7 protein-coding genes are annotated in these 22,117 nt (G+C 68.0%); 3 read left to right on the top strand and 4 right to left on the bottom strand.

The window, feature by feature from the left end; all coding sequences use genetic code 11:
* The first annotated feature begins 46 nt into the window (after positions 1 to 46).
* The 3 genes from L332_RS0115740 (at position 47) to L332_RS27475 (ending at position 4,952) form a co-directional block, all read left to right on the top strand.
* Positions 47 to 688 carry an NUDIX hydrolase gene (locus L332_RS0115740; protein WP_031224280.1) on the top strand — a complete coding sequence of 214 codons (642 nt, stop codon included), beginning with the start codon at positions 47 to 49 and terminating at the stop codon, positions 686 to 688.
* 130 nt (positions 689 to 818) lie between these two features.
* Positions 819 to 1,466 (top strand): vWA domain-containing protein, encoded by a 648-nt coding sequence (locus tag L332_RS27470; protein WP_021011568.1) that lies wholly within the window; start codon positions 819 to 821, stop codon positions 1,464 to 1,466.
* A gap of 414 nt (positions 1,467 to 1,880) precedes the next feature.
* Positions 1,881 to 4,952 carry a TM0106 family RecB-like putative nuclease gene (locus L332_RS27475; RefSeq protein WP_235045097.1) on the top strand — a complete coding sequence of 1,024 codons (3,072 nt, stop codon included), beginning with the start codon at positions 1,881 to 1,883 and terminating at the stop codon, positions 4,950 to 4,952.
* On the opposite strand, the gene L332_RS0115745 is transcribed toward L332_RS27475, so the two are convergent.
* Genes L332_RS0115745 through L332_RS27490 form a run of 4 tightly spaced genes read right to left on the bottom strand, consistent with a single transcriptional unit; the run spans position 4,896 to position 22,083 of the window.
* Positions 4,896 to 8,369, bottom strand: a complete 3,474-nt coding sequence (locus tag L332_RS0115745; protein ID WP_021011570.1) for a 3'-5' exonuclease — start codon at positions 8,367 to 8,369, stop codon at positions 4,896 to 4,898. The two genes, L332_RS27475 and L332_RS0115745, sit on opposite strands and share 57 nt — an antisense overlap.
* A 3-nt stretch (positions 8,370 to 8,372) precedes the next feature.
* Complete coding sequence (locus L332_RS27480; RefSeq protein ID WP_021011571.1) at positions 8,373 to 14,561, bottom strand: DEAD/DEAH box helicase; 6,189 nt, start codon at positions 14,559 to 14,561, stop codon at positions 8,373 to 8,375.
* On the bottom strand, positions 14,558 to 19,216 hold the full coding sequence (locus L332_RS27485) for a DNA methyltransferase (RefSeq protein ID WP_021011572.1): 4,659 nt from the start codon (positions 19,214 to 19,216) through the stop codon (positions 14,558 to 14,560). The genes L332_RS27480 and L332_RS27485 overlap by 4 nt, the downstream gene beginning before the upstream one ends.
* Complete coding sequence (locus tag L332_RS27490) at positions 19,213 to 22,083, bottom strand: helicase-related protein (protein ID WP_021011573.1); 2,871 nt, start codon at positions 22,081 to 22,083, stop codon at positions 19,213 to 19,215. Before L332_RS27490 ends, L332_RS27485 begins: the two co-directional genes overlap by 4 nt.
* Between the last annotated feature and the right edge of the window lie 34 nt (positions 22,084 to 22,117).

Raw genomic sequence — 22,117 nt, forward strand, 5'->3', positions numbered from 1 at the left:
TAACTCGTGGCCACTGACATTAGCGCAGGCCTGCTTGAATCGGTGCATGAGTACGAGGGCGAAGAGAGATGCGAGCCTTACCGACTACGCACGGCCGTCGGTCGCGGTCGACACCGCGGTACTGACGGTGCGTGATGGCGCGCTTTGCGTCGGGCTCTTGACAGACGAGCGGACGCGACGACGCCGACTGCCCGGCACCTTCCTCCACGAAGGCGAGGTGCTGGCCGACGCGGTGCGGCGCTCACTGCGCGAGAAGGCTGGCATCCGCGATGTCGAACCGGCGCAGCTCCACGTCTTCGACGCGGTCGACCGGGACTCACGCGGATGGGTCCTCTCCGTCGCGCACATGGCCGTCGTGCGCGCGAATGCGCTCGGCACGCTCGACGCACTCCCCGTCCCGGACGCGGTCGGTCTCGACTTCGACCACGACGCGATCGTCGCCTTCGCCGTCGAGCGAGTGCGCGCTGACTACGCCGATCGGGCCGACCCCTCGGGCCTGCTCGACGAGCCGTTCACGATCAGATCCCTGCGCGAGGTCCACGAAGCGGTGCTGGGTCACCGGCTTCAGCCGGACACCTTCCGTCGGCGCGTGCTGCCACAGCTCGACGAGGTGGGAGCAGTGCGGCGCGGCGGAGTCGGCAAACCTGCATCTCTCTTCGCGCGAAGGCCGTCGACCCGGTCGAGTTGAGCGAATGTCAGCGGTGCAGGCGACACTTGCAGCACCGCCGGATCCCGACACCGGCGGAGCGTTCGGAGGGCGTCGCCAGACGCCCGGAGGCCGAGGCCGTCGTCGGATCCAACGGAGGAAGGAGACGGCCATGGCCGACACCGACTACACCGCCCTGCTCATCGTGCTCGACCGCTCGGGCTCCATGAGCAGCATCCGCGACGACATGGTCGGCGGACTCGAGCGCATGCTCCGGGAGCAGGCCGCGCAGCCCGGGATGCTCACGGTCGACATCGTGACGTTCGATGATCAGATCGAGCACACGCACGTCTCGGCCGCACCGGAGGAGGTGCGCATCGAGCTGCAGCCCCGCGGCGGGACGGCGCTCTACGACGCCGTCGGCATCGCCGTCAACGGCTTCCATGAGCGCCTCTCCGCCCTGCCCGAGCACGCGCGTCCCGCCACGGTGCAGGTGATCGTCGTCACGGACGGCCACGAGAACCAGAGCCGGGAGTACACCGCCGCGACCATCAGGGCACTGGTCGAGCAGCGACGCAAGCAGTCGAGCTGGGACTTCGTGTTCCTCGGCGCCGACCAGGATGCCGTGCTCACCGCACGCGGCCTGGGCATCGCCGCCGACCGCTCGATGACCTACGCTCGCGGCTCCCACAACGTCGACGCCATGGCGACGTCGGTCAGCCGGCACCTGACCCAGACCCGACGCCGGGAGCAGCCGCTCGGCTTCACGGAGGCCGAGCGCGCCGCAGCGGTCGAGCGCGAACCCGACGACGAGTCCTGAGGCGCGCACGCGCATCCCTGACGAATAGGAGCGATCGTGATCCTCGAAGACGAGACCCTGCTGCTCACTGCGAGCGACCTGACCCGAGCGAGCGGATGCGAGTGGCAGGTCTTGACCGCGCTCGACGCGAAGCTCGGGCGGCGAGCGCCGGTGCCCGAGGAGCAGGACGCGATGCTGGAGCGCACCGCCGTGCTCGGCGACCTGCATGAGGCCACGATCCTGGATGCGCTGCGCGCCAAGGGTGAGGTGGTCGAGATCGAGAAGGGCCTCGATCGAGCCGGTCGCGAGGCCGCGGTCGCGGCGACTCGCGCCGCCCTCGATCGGCGCGCGCCCGTGGTCTTCCAGGCGGCGTTCGAGGGCGAGCGCTTCTTCGGCTACGCCGACTTCGTCGAGCTCGTCGACGGCGAGTACGTGGTGTCGGATGCGAAGCTCGCGCGGCGAGCGAAGGTCGCGGCGCTGCTGCAGCTCGCCGCTTACGCGCGAGCCCTCCGGTCCATAGGCGCTCCCGTGGCGGATGAGGTACGGCTGCTGCTCGGCGATGGGACCACCAGCGTCCACCGGCTCCGCGACATCGAGCCGGTGCTGCTCGAGCGGCGCTCGAGGCTCGAGCGGATCGTCGACAGGCGCCTGGCCGCCGAGGCCGCACTGCCCTGGGGAGCCGAGGGCGTTCTCGCCTGCGGCAAGTGCGCTGCCTGCGAGGAGCAGCTCGAGCCGCACGACGACCTCTTCCAGCTCGCCGGCATTCGACGCGATCAGCGGCAGCGGCTCCGCGCCGCTGGGATCCCCACGGTCGCAGCACTCGCGACGGCAGCCGAGCCACCGGCGGGGATGGCGGCGGCGACGTTCGCCGCGCTCCAGCGCCAGGCTCGCGCGCAGCTGCGGTCCCGCGATGAGGGCACGCTCGCGTTCGAGCTCGTCGACCCCACTCCGATCCGCGAGCTGCCGCAGCCGTCCCCCGGCGATCTCTTCTTCGACTTCGAGGGCGATCCGCTGTGGCAGGAGGGCCCGTTCTGGGGCCTCGACTACCTGTTCGGCGTGCGCGACGCGTCGGGCGCGTTCCGCGGATTCTGGGCGCACTCGCTCGCCGAGGAGAAGCAGGCGCTCATCGACTTCCTCGACTTCGTCCGCGAGCGCCGGGCGCAGCATCCCGAACTGCACATCTACCACTACGCCTCCTACGAGCGCACGCACCTGTTGAGCATCGCCGCCCGGCACGGCGTCGGCGAGGAGGAGATCGATGACCTGCTGCGTACGGGCGTGCTCGTCGACCTCTATCCGGTCGTGAAGCGTTCGCTCGTGATCGGCAGCCCGAGCTACTCGCTGAAAAAGCTCGAGCCGCTTTACATGCCCGCAGAGCGCGCCGGCGAGGTGACCAACGCCGGCGATTCGATCGTCTGGTTCCAGCAGGCCACGGACCTGCGCGAGCAGGGCGAACACGAGCAGGCCGATCGCCTCTTCGCCCAGATCGAGGACTACAACGCCTACGACGTCGAGTCGACCCACGGGCTGCGCGATTGGCTGCGGGAACTGATCGCCGACCACATCGACGAGCGGATGCCGTCAGCACTACCGAAGGAGCTGGCACCGGAGAAGGCGGAGGCCATAGCGGCGCGCGAGCAACTCGTCGGGCGTCTGCTTGCGCGCGCCGGCGATGACCCGTCCCGGCGAGACGCCGACGAGACGGCGCTCTGGCTCGCTGCCGCCGCTGTTGGCTTCCACAAGCGCGAGGAGAAGCAGTTCTGGTGGCAGCACTTCTCGCGCCTCGACGGTGCTCTCGAGGAGTGGCGCGAGCAGCGTGACGTCATCACCGTCGACGAGGTGCTGGAGGTCGGCGCGTGGCGCCCGGAGAAGCGGAGCGTTGTACGAAGGATTCGGTTCCGCGGCACCGTCGCCCCAGGTTCCCGTCTCAGCGAAGAGGCGAGGGAGATGTACGCCGTCTACGCGCCGCCGACGGTGATCGACCCGGGCGCGGTCACGGCGCTCCGCGCCCATCGCCGGACCGCGCTGACCTGGAACGGCGACATCTTCGAGCTCGCCGAACGCCAAGGTGTGGTGCCCGAGCCGTGGGACGACGTGCCCATCGCACTCACTCCGGGCTCGGGGCCCCCCACCGACTCGTTGCGCGACTCGATCCAAGCCTGGGCGAGCCGAGTCGCCGCCGCCTCAGAGCACGACCGGCCCCTCGCTACGGCCCTGCCTGACGACCCCGCGCTCGACGTTCTCCGGCGTCGAGCGCCTCGAACCCTCGCCCCGGTCGGCGGGGACGACCGGGGCACCATCGATGCGGTCACCGAATCGCTCGCGGAGCTCGATGCCCGATTCGTCGCCGTGCAGGGTCCTCCCGGAACGGGCAAGACCTACGCCGGCGCACGCGTCATCGCGGCGCTCTTCGAGCGCGGCTGGCGCATCGGTGTGGTTGCGCAGTCACACGCCACGGTCGAGCACATGCTCGACGGCGTCATCCAGGCGGGCGTGCCCGCCCACCGGGTGCTGAAGAACCCGAAGGGCCGCGACTCGCCGACCCGCTCCTGGACGACGTCGACCGATCCGGAGCGCGACCTCGCCGATGAGCCGGGCGTTATCGGCGGAACGGTGTGGGACTTCGCCGGTCTTGCGAACAACGGCCGCCGCGAGCTCGACCTTCTCGTCGTCGACGAGGCCGGTCAGTTCTCTCTCGCGAACACGATCGCCGCCGGCCGCGCGGCCGCGCGTCTGCTCCTGATCGGCGATCCGCAGCAGCTTCCGCAGGTCAGCCAAGGCATTCACCCGGCACCGGTCGACGACTCCGCGCTCGGGTGGCTGTGCGACGGCGCCGCGGTCGTCCCACCCGAGTTCGGCTACTTCCTCGGCACGTCGTGGCGCATGCATCCGGCCCTGTGCGAGGCGGTGTCCGATCTCGCGTACGACGGCAGGCTCGGCGCGCACGGTTCGGAGCGCGACATGCCCGGCGTCGAGCCGGGGCTCGTGCCGCTGCCCGTGGAGCACAACGGCTGCACGACCACCTCGACGGAGGAGGCGGACGAGGTCGTGCGCATCGTGCACGACCTCGTCGGTCGCGAGTGGATCGATAATCACGGCCGACGGCCTCTCACCGCGGCTGACGTCATCGTCGTCGCGCCGTACAACGCGCAGGTCGGTCTGCTCCAGGATCGCTTTCGAACAGCGGGACTCGGCGCGGCCTCCGTGGGAACGGTCGATCGGTTCCAGGGCCGAGAGGCCGCGGTAGTCATCGTCTCGCTTTCTGCGTCGAGCGCCGAGGAGGTGCCGCGCGGCGTCGACTTCCTCCTCTCGATCAACCGCCTCAACGTCGCGATCTCGCGCGGACAGTGGCTCGCCTACCTGGTGCACTCCCCAGGCCTGCGAGCTCACCTCCCCTCGACACCGGATGGGCTGGCGCGGCTCAGCGCATTCCTGCGGCTCGTCGGAATGTCAGAGGACGGACGACCGGTGCCTCCCGCGACCGCGTCTGGCCATCATCAGCGCTGAAGCCCATCCGCCGAATCGATCGCGAATCGCCGCGCCGCTCGGGCGTCGCACGCCGCCAGCTGCCTCGCGCCGTACCCATTGCTCGTAGCCCGCGTAGCTCGGCCGCCCTCCGCGCTCCAGCGAGGACTCGGCGTAAGCCACGACCGCTTCGATGTACTCGTCGGCGGTGAAGTGCAGGAGACCCTTCGGCCGACCGGCGCGCCTGATCTCGAGCCCCATGGCCTCGAGCGCGTCCTTCCATGAACCGTCGCCCAGACGCCTGATGATCGTCTGCTTCGTCGGAGGCCATGGGGAGCGCCCCTTCGCGGTCGACAGTCCCCACCGATCGAGGATGTGCGCGCGAACCGCGTCGTAGCGAGCTGACGCGATCGTCACACTCGGGTCCGCATCGGCGAGATCGCGGGCGGCTGCCACTGTCGCCGCGATCTCGTCGACAGGCAGGCCATCCTGTTCCTCCAAGAAGCCGACCACGTCGGCGCCAAGAGCAGCCCTCGCGACCGCGATGTCGTCGATCGGGCGCACGCGGTGGTCGACGCCGATGGCGTACCAGACTGCGGCGCTGAGGGCATTCTCTGGGAACAGAGCGCGGACGCCCCCTGGCACGAACGCAACCGGAAGCCGCCGCAGCACCCGCTCGATGATCTCCTCAGGGAGTTCCTGGTGCCGGACGACCAACCGCTCGATCGTCGCGCGCTTGCTGAGCCCCTGCTCCGAGTAGCGGGCGACATCGTCGCTGATCGCCGCCTGTGCCGCGGCGACCGCGGCGGCGTCGATCTCGAGCGCACGCTGCTGGCGTTTCGCCCTCATCTCGGAGGCAGGTGGTGCTCCGAGCTGCTTCAGAAGCTGACGGATCCGCTCCCGCGTTAGACCGACCCGTGCGCCGATCTCATCCAGGGTCAGCAGCTCGTCGGTCCACAGAGCGAGGATCTCGGCATCTCGCTGCTGACGATTCCCGCCCGCCGCGGCAGTAGCGGGACGACCGGTCGGGCTTCCCTCCAACGGCCACGCTGACTCATCGAGCGCCCACTGCTGCGCGTCCGGCTCCTCGAGGGTCGGTTGGTGCCGCGGTGTTGCGAGCGCGTCGTCGAGCAACTGCGAGGGCGCCTCTACCCACGACACCGCAAGCTGGTCGCGGGCGCGGGATGCCGCAACGTACAGCAGCGATCGCTCTCGGAGCAGCGCGTCTTCGCGATCGCTCGTCGCTTCTCGGTCGATCCACCAGGAGTTGGGCACCGCCGTTGCCGAGACGTCGAACAGGACGACACGCGAGAACTCGAGGCCCTTGGAAGCATGCATCGTGAGGACCTGGGGACGCGAGTGCTTCCCGGTGCGCGAGCCGAGATCGACGTCGAGCCCTCGCGTTTGCAGCTGCCGGACGACGTCCTCGGCCGTCTTGGTCGTGCGTACGAGCACCGCGACCGACTCTGGCTGCACGCGATCGGTCTCGATCCACTCTTGGATGAGCGCTGCGACCCCGTCGAACTGCTCCTCCATGGTCTCGCTCGGCAGCGAGGCCGGCTCGGGACCGGTGAAGGCGCTCCGGTAGCCCGCGATCGAGTCAGGATCGTCGCTGGAGTCGAGGTAGCTGCCCCCGGTGAGCACAGCGAGCGCGTACCGCAGGTTCTGCGCGGTCGTTCGGTAGTTCAGCTTCAGTCGACGCGACCGGCCGACGATGCCGATGCCCAGCCGAGAGAGCGTGATGTGCTGACCGTAGATGCGCTGGTGCGAGTCTTCCGCGATGAAGAGGTCGTCATCGCCGGGCGCGACGAGGGCTCGCAGGAGGAGCCACTGCGCTGGCCGGAGATCCTGCCCCTCGTCAACCAGGACGTGATCGGCGAGCGTCGTGTCGCTGGATTGCAGCCACCGTGCTGCGACGGCGGCGATCTCGCCGTACGTTACGCGATCGAACATGCGCGAGGCGCGTCGATACGACTCAACCACGAGCCAGACAGCGTCTCGCCGCCGTCGATCGAGCGGCACTCGCCGGCCGGCGCGTGTGGCCTTCCGATAGTCGTCCCTGGTCACGATGAACTGCGGCAGCACGACCTGCTCGTACTCGGCGATGAAGAACGAGACGGATGCGAGATCAGGACCGAGCGCGTCGATGTGGTCATCGATCGCCTCGCGCCAGGCGGTCTCATCCGCCTGACCCGCTGCGGGGCGAGCGGAGCCGATCGGCGAACCCAAAACCTGAAGTGCGGCGTCGTCGAAGGCAGACGGCCCCGCCTGCGCGCGCACCGCGGCCGCCAGTTGGTCGACGCCGAACACGCCGATACCGGGCTCGCCCGGGATAGTCGCGCGAGCGACGTCGGGATCGAGTCGGTCCAGGTCGCGCTGAAGGTTGTCCGCGAGCGTCCGGGTGAACGTCGTCAGCAAGGTGCGCGCATCCGGATTCTCCCGCGCAAGACGGCGCGCTCGGTGGAGCAGCACAACGGTCTTGCCAGTGCCCGCGCCGCCGGAGACTCTGCCTGGGCCGTGGAACGTGCGCTCAACCAGCGACTGCTGCTCGGGGTGCAGGAAGACCCGCCATGCGGCGATATCGCCGCCCTCCACGATGCGTCGGAGCTCTTCGTCATCCTCGCCGTCGACGAACGCGAACTGCATGCGCGCAGCGGGTTGCTGCATTGCCTCCAGCAGGGCCTGGTCGCCAGCCTTGGCAGGCTCGGCAGGATGGGCATCGTCCGTCAGGGGCTCGAGCTCGAGGGACTGGACGATGTCCTCGACGGCTTCGCCCGCGGCGAGGGAGAGCAAGACTTCGGCGTGGTATGGCACCTCGGCGATCACAGCTAGGTCCAGCAGCTCGTCAGCAGTGCGGCATGCGAATGCCAGCTCGACGATGTCCTCAGGGAGGCCGAAAGTCTCGGTCAGGAGCTCCGGCTCGTATCCCGCACCTGCAAGATACGAGTCATCCGACGCATCGTCCTGGACGCTCGACGCCTCGGCCGGGGTGACCGCGGCGCTCGAAGGAGCCGCTGAGCTCGAAGCGTCCGCGCTCGCGACGCGCAGTTCGGACTCAGCCTGAGCTCGCGCCGCGTCGGCCGCGGCCATGGCCGCCTCGAGCGACTCGGGCATGACCGGGACACCGAAGCGCAGCTCGGCGACGCCAGTGATCGGATTGATCATCAGCTGCACCTTGCGTGCGATGTCGATCGCCTCGTCATGCTCGTACGTGCCGAGGTAGCAGTAGGTCGGGTCGCCTTGCGCTCCCTCGAGCCGCACGAGCACCGCGCGGAGCGACTGACTGACGCGGCCGGTCCGAGCGCGCGGATCAGCAGCGTGCCGCATTGGCTCGATGTGCAGGCCCGGTGCTTTGTGGTCCGCACGCAACTTCATGAGGAAATCGAGGACGAGCTTCGGGTGCTCCTGGTCCTTCTCGCGGTTCTTTCGAGCGGACTTAACCATCACGACGTTTGCCATGACTCAGCTCCTTCCAAGCGCGCGCAGCGCCGCTTCGACGTCGGGAGCCACCGTCCACCCGGCCGCTTCGAGCCGAGATCCAAGTTCCGCAGCATCGCGGTCCACGAGGACGAGCCGCTCCGATTGCCATGCGATCGGCACCAGCTCACCCTCGATCTCGGCGCCGATCTCGGGCTTGGGCGCTCCTCCGGCTGCGAGCGCGCGGAGGAGAGGCAACTCGTCGGCTTCCGCTCCTTCGATCAGCTCGAGCCACTCAGGCGGGAGACCGGTCTCGTCCCGCGGCAGCGGTTCGTATTCGACGGAGATCGTGGGTTCGTGCATCGACCTCGCAAACAGGTCGGCGGGCGCGGCGGCGTGCGCAAGGAGGTTGCTCAGTCGCAACCAGATGCGCCAGCGGTCTGCGAAGCCGGAATCGCTGACGGCCGCCGGGCTGTCGTCGAGGGCGAGCGCGGCCCGTGATCCCGACTGCGCGATCACTGCCCCCAGCGCCAGCGCGCCGTCGCGTGAGACGAGGCGTGACTGGAACGACTTCGCGACCTCAAGGCTGCCATCGAGCGCGGCGATCGCCAACGAACGAGGGTCGGCATGCACGCTGCTGGCTTGCGTCGGCGACGGTGCCGCGAAGGGGACGAGATCGGCGATCCGCTGCCATTGCTCTCCAGCCAGCTTCGGCGCGCGGATCCAATCGATGAGCTGGCTGACCGGATCGGCAAGCGCGAGCTCCACCGTGGAGGCAGCCACCCCGGCCTTCTGGGCAAGCGCCCGCAGGCGGGACATATCGAGCCACTGCGCTTTCGCGAACCATTGGGGCTCTTCGAGGTCTCGGTGGGTCACTGCAACTACGTGCAGGCCGTGCTCCCGCAGGTTCGCCCGCTTGGCAGCGTCGTCGGCCAGCCGGTTGACCGCCGGGCTGGCGTGATAGGCGTAGCCGTCGGTGTAGATCGCCACCTCGGGAAGCGCGCCCCCGTGCCTGCGGAGAACGTAGTCGGGCACGGTCCCGTGAAGGTGCATCTGGGGCTTCAGGATCCACTGCGCCCCGTCGACTGTGATCGTGAGCTGCACCCCGCCGGCGACGGCGGTCTCCGTGATCGTCGCACCCAGCGTCTCCTTCAGCCGATCGGCGAAGTCGACCCTGAAGCGCTGTTCGAGCAACGACTCCGGAGACTCCGCTCCGGGGTCCGTGGTCGTGACGCTCCACTGCTCCTCACCCAACAGGGTCGCGAGACCCTGCAGAGCGCTCTCTCGCGAGATGAGCGGCACATCGCTCGACCGGCGCGCCATCGGGATGAGGCAACGATGGCATGCCGCCTTGCCCTCGCCCGCGCATTCGCACCGCTCGAGCACCTCCTTGGCGCGCTCCAGCATGCGGCGGACACGCACGTGATCCGTCAGATCGGCGAGGTAGCCCGTGCCGCCAGGCACGGTGTCATGCAGCAGGAGGGCGGGCAGCGGCACATCCGAGCCTCGGACCGGCTCGACGATGTGCTCGATGTCGAGGTGGTCGGGCTCGCCGCCGATCTCCTCTCGAAGCCCGAGCCGGATCGCCGCGATGAGCGAGGGCAGCCCGAGCGAGCTCATCGTGATCACGGCCGGCAGACGCAGCACGCATCCTTGCGTGCGGAGCGTGCGCTTGAGCGCCAGGCTCCGCGTGTGCTCATCCTTCGCGGTGCGGCGGGAGCACCAGGGGCGATGCTCTCGCACCGAGTTCGTGTCACCATCCTCGTCGAGCTTGCCGCATTCGGCGCATACGCGGAACAACGGCGCCGCGCCGTCGAGACCGGCCACAGCGAGCGTGCTCGCGCTCTCGCCGCGGCCGAGGTTGAGCCATCGAATCGTGAGGTCGCGGTAGAGCTGCACGCCGAACCCGTTCTCCTCGACGAACCAGCCGTGCGAGCGACGCGAGGGATCGAGATCGGCCGCGACTCGCAAATGGAACTGCCGGTTGATGCGATCGTCGCTCGTGTCGGCGATCACCGACTCATCGCGCCTGACCTCCGCCGAGACGTTGCGGAGCTCCGCGACCTCGATCCGCTGCCCGACATCTGCGATCGCTGCGCTACCGCATCGCGGGCATTGCGTGGAGGGCGCGGATACGTGCTCGAGGTCCTCGGCATAGCCGCAGGCGGGGCAGAATGCCCAAGTCTCGACGCTGTCGCCATCGACACCGAGGTCGACAGCGTCGACATCGACCTGCATCCCTCGGGCGTAGAACGTGGCACCGGGCACCAGCTCACGGATGGCGTTGCTCGCCCCCCGATCCAGCTCGAAGCTGTCGTGCATGAACTCGCCGGTGTCGGGGTCGAGCCACGAGACCACCACGCCCAATTTCACCGAATCATCGATCAGCGAGTAGTTCGGCAGCAGGCCGGCGCGCTCGAGCGCGCCGATCCAGTGGGTGTTGCGAAGATCCTTCAACGCGCCTCGGTAGTAGCGCCACGCGGCCTTCGCCGCATTCAGCGCCGCCTTCTCCTCGACTCCGGCAGTCGGATGCGCCGCCTCCGCTTCGAGGTCGGGCAGCGCGGCTTCGACGTGCTGACGCCGGAACTTCAAGTGCTGTTCCTCGACGAGCCACCGTTGCACAGCTGCCACCGCTGCGTTCGCTAGGCCGCTGGTGCCGGGTCCGCCATGAGGCTTCACCCACTCGCGCAGGCGCTCTCGCGCAGCCGGGCGAAGCGCGGTGTCGTCGAAGGTGGACAGGAAGCGCTCGACGGCCGCATCGTCGGCTTCCGCTGTTGCGACGATCTTTCCGAGAGGGGAATCCGGGTCGACCGACCGGAGGACGTCGGATGCGAGCCACGACTCCGACTGCCCCTGCGCGACGAGCGCATCGAAGAGGGAGGCGGTCAGCTGCCGCTGCAGTATCTCCTCCGCGTCGAGGTACGTGGCCGGTGGCCGCACGTCGCCGTCTATCGTCGCGAGTGGATCGGCCAGGCGCGCGAGCTGGCTGCCGCGACCTTCCACGAAGGCCAGCAGCAGCGCGTTGCCGCTCAGTCGGCCGGCGCGGCCGACGCGCTGCACGTACGAGGCGATCGTCTTCGGCAGCCCTGCGAGCATGACCGTCGAGAGGTCGCCGATGTCGATGCCCATCTCGAGGGTCGGCGTCGCGACGAGTACGTTCGGCGCATCGGGGCGATCCGACGATGCCTTGAACGCCTCTTCGTACTCCAGTCGCTGGGCGCTCTCCAGCAAACCGGTGTGCTCACGCGCGACAACACGGCGCACGTCGCCGTCGGAGTACAGCTCGCGATAGAAGTTGGGCTCCGTCGGCATCGGGCGGAGGCGGCCCGGGCAACGAGCGGCGAAGCAAGGGCCGCTCTCCAGAGCCTGCGCCACCTTGGCGCCGAGCGGTGAAGGCGCGTTGCACACGTCGCATCGCAGCCCGAGCTGTTCGCCGAGCTGACGGGCGGCAACACGGATGCGATGCGGCTGCAGCGCGTACGCGCGGGCGGCGCTGCCCACGGGCGTTCCGTCGAGCAGGTCCTCCGCTTCGAGTTCCTCGAGCAGTCGTGCCGTCAGGAGGGCTCCGTCGGCGCTGGTGACGCGCAGCGAATCTCTGGCCCAGAGGGCGAACCAGCTCTTCGTCGAGTTCACGGGATCGAGCTCGGACTTGCTGGCTTGCGTCGCCGTCGCCCCGACGCGCGGGAAGGAGGGGGCATCGCGACCAGGCGGGAAGGCGGGCATGCCGTCCTTGTGCTGCCGACCGCCCCAGATGCGCCAGCGCCTGCCGTCGTCCTCGATGTAGGGCTTGAGCCAACGGTGACTGATCGCACCGCGCGACCGCATGCGCTCGAGCACCCCGTGGGCCCAGCGCAGCAGGTCGGCGTCGAGATCAGCGGACGTCGGCGTGACCCCGATCTCGACAGCGCGCTCGGCTCCGCGAGTGACCCTCTTGGCGGCCGCCAGCAGGGTCGCATCATCGATGTCCACGAAGGCACCGGCAGCCCCCGTGAGCTCGAGGGTTCGACCGATCGATGCTTGAAGGCCGAACTCGAGCGCGAGATCGAACTGGAGTCGACGCAGCACGCGCTCGCGCAGCGCCGATGAGACCTTCTTGGCGTCCTTGGCCCAGAAGTCTTGGAACCGGTCGCGGCCGACGATGTCGGGCGGGAGCAGTCGGTATCGCTCGTGGGGCGTGACCGCGCCGTCGATCATGCGATCGGCGAGCTCGCGAAGCGACGCGGGCCCGGCATCGAGTGCCCGGCGAATCGCATTGCGAAATGCGAAGACGTGCGCGCGGGATTGGACGAAGCCGGCGCGGTGCGCGGCGTCCTGCACCGAGTCGGTGAACACGAGCGCCTTCTTCTCGCGCTCGTCGAGCGCCTGGTCGCCGAACACGGTCGTGATGGCGACCGAGAGCATCGTCGCCACGGCCGATCCGATGAAGCGGATGCCGTCCCGGCGTTCGCACGCCGGGCACCACCCACGTCGGGAGCGGTCGTTCGCGCGCTGGTCGAGGAACGTCAGTACGGGGAGCGCCCAGGTCTCGCCGTTGGACCTATCGTGGGACGGCTGCGCGGAGAGCGCTCGATTGCGCACGTCGAACCAGGTGAGCCCCTCGACGGTCTCGCCCCTGGACGCAGCATCGGCTTCGGCCGGCGCGAACAGCAATGCCCGCTGCCGTGCACTGCCTTCGAGCACCTCGCGGCGGATCGTCGCGTCGTCCTGGCCGAGTGCGTTTCCCGTCGGCGCCAGATGTACCATCCAGCCGTTGCGACCGCAGTGCCGGCAGTAGATCGCCGGGAAGGCCGGTCGACCGTCGTCGGCGAACGGGTCGTCGTTGTCGCCGGGCTCGATGCTACCGTCGTCGAACCAGCGAAAGCTCGGCGTCGGGCCGGCGATGCGGTCAAGGCGGCTGACGGATCGCATCCAGAGGTGAAGATCGACGGAAGGCTCAGACCTGCCCTCGGCTGCGCGGACCTCGCTGAGCACAGCGAGGAGCGCGGAGACCGCGTCCTTGCGCAGCGCGGCGAGCTCCAGATCAGAGCGGGCCGTCGACGATCGGGATCCGAACAGCTCGACGGCGAGCTCGTCGACCGGCCGGGGCGATGAAGTCGCGCGGAGCAGATCCCGCATAATCGCTGAGCGTCGGGTCGCTTCTGCCGGAGTCGCGGCTCCGATGAGCGCCGCGAAGGCCTCGGGCCGTTCCCCCGCGGGCACGTCCAGCAGCGCAGCGTATGCGGCGAGCGCGTCCTCGCCCGGCGTGACCGCATCGCTCGGTGCAGCGCTCCACGCACCGACCTCGAGACGCGTCTCGCCGATGACCGCATCGGCGGAGAACGGAACACCGAAGACGGTCTGCGCAAACCGGATCATCGCAGCGGGGTCGCCATCGGTGCCGAGCGTCGCTGAGGTCGCAACGGGTGTGGGGCGGACCGCGGCCGCGCCTCCCGCTGCAGCGTACCGATCGAGCGTCAGCTGCAACCTTCGCAGCAGCATCGCCACGTCGGTGCCCTGAGCGCCGTCGTACGTGTGGAACTCGTCGAGCACGATGTACCGCAGGGTCTGCACGCTGCGCTGCCAGATCGGTCGGTCGAGCTCGCGCAGCAGCAGCTGGTCGAGCATCTTGTAGTTCGTCAGCAGGATGTCGGGCGGATCTTGCCGGATCGCCGAACGCTCGGTGATCAGGCCGTCCGGCGCCATCGCCGATCGCTGTGGTCCCCCCTCGCCCGTGTACAGCGCCGCGCGGATGCCGGTGAGTGCCTCCTCGTTATGGATCAGCTGGGCGAGACGCGAAGCCTGATCGTTGGCGAGCGCGTTCATCGGATAGAGGATCAGCGCCTGCACGCCGCGAATGCCCCGTCGGCGAGCGCGCTGCACGTGGTCGAGGATCGGGTAGAGGAACGACTCGGTCTTACCCGAGCCGGTGCCCGTGGTCACGAGCGTCGGGAGGGGTTCGGGACGCCGCTCGTCCAGGTTGGCAGTGCTGAGCCGCGCGAAGGATTGGGCCTGGTGACCGTACGGCGTGAACCCGCCGTTCCACTCGAGGTGTCGCTGCCAGCCATCGGCGGCCGGCGCGAACGGCATGCGGGTGCGGACGTAGGGTCCTAGGAAGATCCCGTGCTCAGGGTCCGCGAGGAACTCATCGAGGGCGCGCCGTGAGCCCGGATCGACGAGAGCGAAGGTCGTTCGGAGATAGTCGCGGATGCCATCCTGGACCTCCCCGACCTGGAGCGACGGGATCAACTCGCTCACGAGCGATCCTCCAGCAGCCGCGTGAAGTGCGCATGCGCCTTCCGCATGTCGGCTTCCCGATTGAGCGTAACGAACGGCAGCTCATTCGTGTAGGCGATCCCCGACCCCGGGTGAACTGCAGTCCGGTCTTCTTCGCTGATCGAGTCCCCCAACTTGCGCCAGCGCTGAAGAACTTCGTTGCTCACCAGCCGCCCAGCGCTATCGAAATAACTCGACCGCCGATCCTGATCAAACAGGACTGAGAACTGGGAGCGATACAAAGAGCAAATCTCGTCGGCCGTCAGCCCGAGAGACACAGCCACAATCGCGTCGATCTCGAGAAGCGCCTGACGACGGTCCGATGCCCTCCTGAAGGGAGTAGCGCGCCGCCAATTGGGTCCTGCAGCCATCAGCGGTCGATTCGCATACTCTAAGCCACCTGACCAGACCGAAGCGAGCCACTCTTCTGTCCATCGCATTCTCCACAAATCCGAGAATGCTTCTGTCAAAGCATTCAAACGAAGCAGCCGCAATTCAAGTTCTGGCAGCAACTCATTGTCAATGAGTGGAAGGCGGTTAATGGTGGACGAGGAAATTGTTGCGCGGGGAACCGACCGAACGAGATAGTCGCCCACTAGAGAAGTCGCAATTGACGCGGCCTGCATCAAGCTGCGGGCATCCGCAGGCGATCCAACCGCGGAGATCCCATGAATATGGGCGGCGCCTGGTGGAATAATCGCGGGGATCAGTGTGCGCGCACCCGTATTCGCAGCCATGTATCTCCAGGCAAGCCGGTAATGATCACGCGCGGAAGATCTGCCTCCAGACCACCGGGCGTAAGTGGAGTCGTATACGGTTCGATCCCCGGCCGGGCGGTACGAGGTGACGGGCACCGCGTCAACCTCAAGCGCTTCGAGGTCGACCGAAACCCAGTCTTGGTTATGAAGCATCGTCGGATTTGGCACCTTATAGAACGGGCTCGCCACATGGATGTGAGGGCCCTGTAGAATCACGTCCGGCCAGTCCTCAACCCGGCCCCACGTCACGTCGAAGCGACCTTTCGAACGATCGTCCTTCTCCTGCCACCCACCCGAGGTCTCCAGCCGCAGGGCCGCGACGCGACGAGAGTCCGCAAGACGCTCGAGAACCTTCGCGGAGGTGGAATTCAGAGCGTAAACCATTCGAGTGAACTCGATGGGCGTATCCTCGTCTTCGAGCATTCCATGCCAAACAGCTAGGGACTCATGGGTAACTCGTGCAATACGACTGTGATGTGGTCGTAAATCCCATCCGCCCTCAGGCGTCTTCAGACCCGGCTCCGGCCCCTCCCCATCATGAAGCAATGACCTCTTGACGGTGTCTGGGTGATACATGTTGACGGCGTTTCGGAAAGCGATTAGCTCCCTCCGGGATCCAAACACGCTGACCGCATAATGCACGAGGTGATGAATATCGAACAGCTGCAACTCGTTGATGAACTCCCAGTGGCGACGAAGGCGATGGTAGTTCTCGGCTCGGAACATTCCAGCTCGTTCGTCCGTGAAGTGCGTATCGGAGTGGATCAGTGCTGACACGCCGGTCGCCGCTGCATTTCGCCAAACCAGCTCGATGAAGCACCTGTACAAGTCGGGCTGGACTCCTCTCAGCGTCGGGAACTGTGTGGCCGCACCTACGAAGCTGGCGAGTGCGAACGTCTCACCTACCGCCTCACCCACGGACTGTCTTGCTCTCGGGGACGCCAGGACTTCCCGGCGTTTCTGGTCGAGGTCCGCTTGCGAAACCTTGGCCTTGAGCTGCCACCATGGGTCTTCCTCAGCGAACAGCGACTCAAGATCGATCCTTGGACGCACCCAAGGCGGGTTGCCCACTTGCAGGTGAAATCCTCCGCTGGCAAAGACACCAGCAAAGTCGAGTTCCCAGTGGAAGTAGCCCTGCCGCTGCGCGATGTCCTCAGCGACCCGCAGCCACGGGTGCGCATCGAGCGCGTCGTCGATGCCCTCAGCGCTGGCGTACCCCAGGTCGATCGCCTCGGCATCATCCAGCTGTGACCAAGACGTCGGCGGCGCGATGCTCGTCTGTCCTTGCGCTCGCTGTCTTGCGCTGGATTCCGCGTGGATGCCAAGGAGCGACTCGAGTCCGTTGATCCACTGGTCGAGGGTCGGCGGCGTGAACGTCGTCTGCGTTGCGGGCCAAAACCAGAGCGCGCACCATGCATCCATGACGCGGCGAAGTCGCCGATACGGGCTTGCCGGGTCACCGAAGAGGGACCGTTCGATCTGCTCGCGTGTCACCGCTCCCGCGCCCGCGCTTTCGCGACCCCAGACCCCAATGTCGCGCCGGATCTCGCGCTCAGCGATCTCGATGCGGCGGAGGGCGAACTGCCACAGCGTCTCAACGCGCAAGGCGAGGCGCTGGAGGCGGTCTAGCTGCGACTTCGATGGTTTGCCGGTGACTCCGCGCCGCCAGGCTTTCACTGCCTTCGCGGCATCGGGGGCAAGCTGCGCCGCCTCCTTGGCATCGGCGGTCGAGCCCCAGCCGGCCGCGGGCAGCAGGAAGTGGTGGACGGCGCCGGCCATGCCGCTCGCGAGAGCACCGCTTTCGAGATCGCCGCGCAACGATGACATCGGAACGTCCCGCGGCGCCTCTGTCAGCCATGATTTTGAGGTGATGGCCTCCTTGGAGTACACCGCTCGACGGGCACCAACGAGGGAATTGCCTCGTCGAAGGTGCAGCCCGAACCAAGGTGCTTGCAAGCCCTCGACCATAGTGTCGAGCCAGAGCGAGACCTCCGCGAGCTCGACTGCGGTCGCATTGAGATCGACGCCGTAGACCTGGTGCAGGGCGATGTGCGCTTTCACACGCTGGAGCTCCCGCGGATAGTCCTCGGGATCGATGCGTTCGTCGAGTTCCTCCTGGCGCCGCGATAGATACTCCTCCGCCAGCTGGCGTACCGCCTCGATCGCGAACGCGCCAGACCCGAGCGCGGGCTCGCACACTGTGAGCTGGAGGATCTCCTCGGCGGTCGTGCGGGTGCCGTCCTGGTCGAGCAGTTCTTCCAGTGCCTGGGACACCGTGAATCGCGTCAGCACCTCGGGGGTATAGAACGACGCGGACTGCTGCCGCTCACGCCCGGCCAGGCGGAACACGAAGCTGCCGGGCTCATGCACTACCGGCTCCATCGTGCCCGTCTTCGGGTTCTCGGCCTTGACGAAGTCCTTGCCAGCGATCGACGACGACCGCTCGACAGGCACCACCCAGGATCCCTTCGAGGCATCGCCGTCCTTGGCGACCTCGTGCAGGCGCTCGATGGCGAAGAAGCCCGTGTAGGACATCAGCCCCTCGTAGACGGCGCCCAGCTGGTTGATCCCGAGCTCCGCGTAGGAGATGAAGCCGCGATCCTTGCCTCGCTGCTCGCGCGAGAGAAGCAGCAGGCTCAGTACGCGGTGCAACTGCCCGTCGCCAAGACCGACCTCGTCGATGTAGGCAGTGGCCGAGGGCCGGAAAAGATCTGCTTGCAGGCTCTCGAAGCGAAGGCCGTCGGGGATCTCGTCGTCATCCCGTTCCGCGGCGCCCGAGTCGACGAGGCGGAAGAGCACGCCGAGGGAGGCGTGGAGGTGGGTGCCGTCGTCATCGTCGTCGACGCTGGCGAGGATGAGCTCGCGGAGCCGGTCGAGGCTGTAGCCCGCCTCGTAGTCGCCCGTCCCGAGCGGCAGCACCCCCATCTCGGGGCTGGCCTCCGCGTAGAGGAGGAAGAGGACGCGGTAGATGTATCGCAGCGCCTGACGCGCGAGCGGCTGCGCCTGGTCGGCGGGCAGCGGCGCGAGGCCGCGTCGAGCGCGCCGCCGGACGACCTCGTTCGCGATGATCTCGATCGAGTGGCGCACGCCCTCGCGCAGATCCTTCGACACGGACACCGTGTGCTTCGCCGATTCGTCGAGGGTCTCCCGCCACCATGTCGTGCCCTCGGGGGAGGGCAGCAGGGAGCCTGCGTCGATCGAGGCGATGAGGCGATCGATCTCGCCAGTCCGGCGCGTGTCGTTGCGAGCCAGCACTGCCTGGACGTCGACGGCGAGGTAGCGGCCCTCGGCCCACCGCTCCTGCTCAGCGACGAGCACCCAGGCGCCAGCAAGGACGAGCGCGAACGGCGGCGCCTCGTGGCCGAGGAAGATGCTCGAGAGGAGCCTCGCGACCGACTCGAACGTCTGCTCGTCGTCATCGACGTATCGCTCGAGCAGGGAGCGTGCGTCCTTCTGCAGCAGCGCATCCGGAGCGTCGACCGGGCGCGCTTCGACCAGCACCAGGGACGCTCGCTCGTCTCCTGCGACTCGCACCTCCGTCACCGGCCCCCGCCGAAGGTGATGCTGCGCGAGACCGTCGGAGTATCCGAGCGCACGGAGGAGCGGATGCGTCACCTCGGCGCGCAGGAGCGTCGGGTCGATTCCGTCCACGAAACCGTCATCGTCGGCATCTGGGATCCGGGCGAGCGCCGCCTCGAGGGCGCTTCGCGCAGTCGACAATCGCGAACGGGACGTCTCCTCACCGTCGGCACTCAGCGCATCCCACGACTTCCGGAGCGACGTCAGACGAGCTTGGAACGACTGCGACTTGGCGTCGGACGAGAAGTAGTGCTCCCCGATCCAATCCTCACCGACGATGAATGCATCCGAGACGCTCATGCGGCCTCCTCCTCGACACTCGCGTAGTCCAGCGGCACGACGACCAGCAACGGGCGCACGAGGTGCCTGCTCGGCTTCATCGAGTCGGCGATCGCGGCTTCCTGCTCGACCGACACGCGCCGCTCCCGAAGGTCCTGGCGCTGGATGAGCGCGTCTGCTTCGGTCTCCCACCGTTGCACGCGACGTGCCCACTGGTCGACCTTCGCGTCGACCCAGCTGCGCAGCGACGCGATCTGCGCGTCCACGGCAACGCGCGTCTCCGCGACGGCAGGCGCGATCAGGGGCTGCAAGAAGCCGGCGTCGACCGCCCCAGGGTTGATGGCCTCGCGGCCGAGCCCCAGCTCTTCCATCGCCTCCGCCAGATCCACGGCCCGCGCGAGCGCGAATTCCGGCGACCCGTTGGGGAAGGTGACGGTCGAGTAGCTGGCGCCGATCGTCTGGCCCCGCCGGTTGGTCAGCGTCGCGAGGAGCAGCACCGTCGGTGCTCCGACATCGCCGCGGATCGCGAACACCTCGTTGCGGCCGAGCTTGCCGAGCACGCGATCGCTCGCCCAGTCGAGCACGGGGTGCAGCGGGGCGAGGTAGTGCGCCTCTGGCCAGTTGGACGTGCTGTCCGCCGACTGGCGAGCGTGCGCGAGCGAAGCCGCGGCGCGGCTCGTCGTGGTCGCGAGCACGAGGCGATCATCGACGCCCCGCTCAGCGCGATAGGTCTGCGGCAAGACCTGCAGACGCCGAGCGAGCGCCTTGTCGGGCTCCAGCTGCAGCGTGCCGTGCTTGCGGTCGCGGGTGAAGCCGACGCCGCCTCGGCTCGGTGGAGCGGCGGGGTCGACGAAGACAGCGCGCAGCGCCTGCTCGAGGAAGTCGGCGTCGCTCTCGTACAGCGAAGCCGTCGCTGGCGTCTTGTCCTCCGCTAGTTCGGAGGTGCTCGCCGCGTCGCCCCCGAACAGCAGCTGGGCGATGAAGTCGTTGGACAGTGCCTGCTCGATGGGCTGCACCACGTCATCGATCGCCTTGCCGCTGGCGAGCGCTTGGCGGATGGCGTCCTCCTCCGCCTCGACGGAGTGCTTGCCCATCAGCGATGCGACGTCGCCAAGGGCGCCGTGCGCTTCGTGCTCGCGGCCGATCAGCTTCTCGAGCACCCGCACGTCACCCGCGAAGCGCTCGTGCTCCGGGTCGAGGAGCAGCGTCGTGATCTGCGGGCGATGCCGCTGGCCGTATCGGTCGATGCGGCCGTTGCGCTGCTCGATGCGGATCAGGCTCCAGGGGATGTCGAAGTGGATGAGGTGGTTGCACTGTGCGTGCAGGTTGACGCCCTCGCTCGCCACATCACCCGTGACCAAGATTCTGAGCGGCGCGCTCGCCTGCTTGAAGCGGTCGACGATCTCGAGCATCGAGGTGTCGGCCAGTTGGCCGTGCATGACCGCGACCTGGTCGGGCTTCATCTTGAGATCGCGCTCGAGGCGCGTCGCAAGCCACTCGAGCGTCGGCACGCGCTCCGAGAAGATCACCACTCGCTTGTCGCTCGTGCGACTGATGCCGATCGTGCGCAGCTCGTGGAGCAGCGCCGCGTACTTCGCGCTGGCGTCGACGCTCCCGGCGTTGAGCGCCTGCAGCCGCCGAAGCGCCTCCCGCTCCCTGCGCGCCGCTTCCGAGGCGTCACCGACGCGACGGATGCGCTCCTTGAGGGTCTCGGCGAGCGCTGCCGGCGATGACAGGAAGGCCTTCGCGAGGGTCCACGGGAAGAGTCCCTTGTTCTCACCCGAGTACGGGGACGCGCCGCTGGCGGGATGCAGCCAGACTTCGGCCAGTTCCGTCGCGACCGCCTGCTCGGCGTGCGACGGCTGCACCACGCGATGCTGCGGGTCGAGCCGCTCCGCCCAGGCATCCCCGACCTCGCGGGCAACCTCCTCGCTGTGGCGGTGGCGGCGCACGATGAGGCGATCGAGCTCGTCGCCCACCAAGTCGCCGTCAGGCGTGACCGCGGTCGGCTCGAGCAGTCGGATCAGCTCGGCGAACGACTCCTTGCGGCCGTTGTGCGGCGTGGCGCTCGCGAGGATGAGCGCCTCCGCGTTCGGGGCCAGAATGCGCGCGAGGCTGTTGTTGAGTGTGCGGCCGGTGATGTTGTGCGACTCGTCGATGACCACCGCATCCCAGCGATGCTTGCGCAGGTGCTGCAGGTAGCGCGGCTGCTTGAGAGTGTCGATCGAGATGATCGCGCGGCGGTACATGCTGAACGGGTTGCGCGTGGCGGGCAGCTGCTGGCGGACCTTCTGGATCCCGACCGAGTCGAGCCGCACGAACGGCAGCGCGAACCGCGTCCACATCTCGTGCTGCATCTGCTCGAGCACATGGCGAGGCGTCACGATCAGGATGCGCTCGCCCCGGCCGCGACGGACGAGCTCTGAGAGGATCATCCCGATCTCAATCGTCTTGCCAAGCCCGACTGCGTCGGCGATGAGGATGCGCGGGCGCAGGTTGTCGGTGTCCAGTGCCTTCGCGACCGCGGAGCGCTGGTAGCCGAGAGCATCCGCAAGCCCTCCGGTGGCCACCGTCAGGCGAGGCTCGTACAGGGGCACAGGAGACTTCCTGATCGTCGCCTCGAGCCAGAGTCGAGCGTCGCGGTTATGGCTCGATGCGTCGCCGCGCACTCGCGCCTTCGCGGGGTCAAGAACGACGATCCCGTCCTCACCCTCGAGGTCCTCGAAGAACACCGCGGTCTGGTCCTGCACGATGCCTCGCAGACCCTGGCATTCGATGCGAAGGCCGCTCTTCGACGGCTCGGCCTTGGTGACCAACCACTCTGCGTCGCGCACGACGATCGTCGATCCGGGCGAGACGTCGAGAGTCGAGACAGCTGGGGACGACACGTAACTCCTCTGTAAAAGCGTGACTTCTCCTCAG

Origin of the sequence: Agrococcus pavilionensis RW1, from assembly GCF_000400485.1 — a bacterium.
In the GTDB taxonomy this organism is placed as follows: domain Bacteria; phylum Actinomycetota; class Actinomycetes; order Actinomycetales; family Microbacteriaceae; genus Agrococcus; species Agrococcus pavilionensis.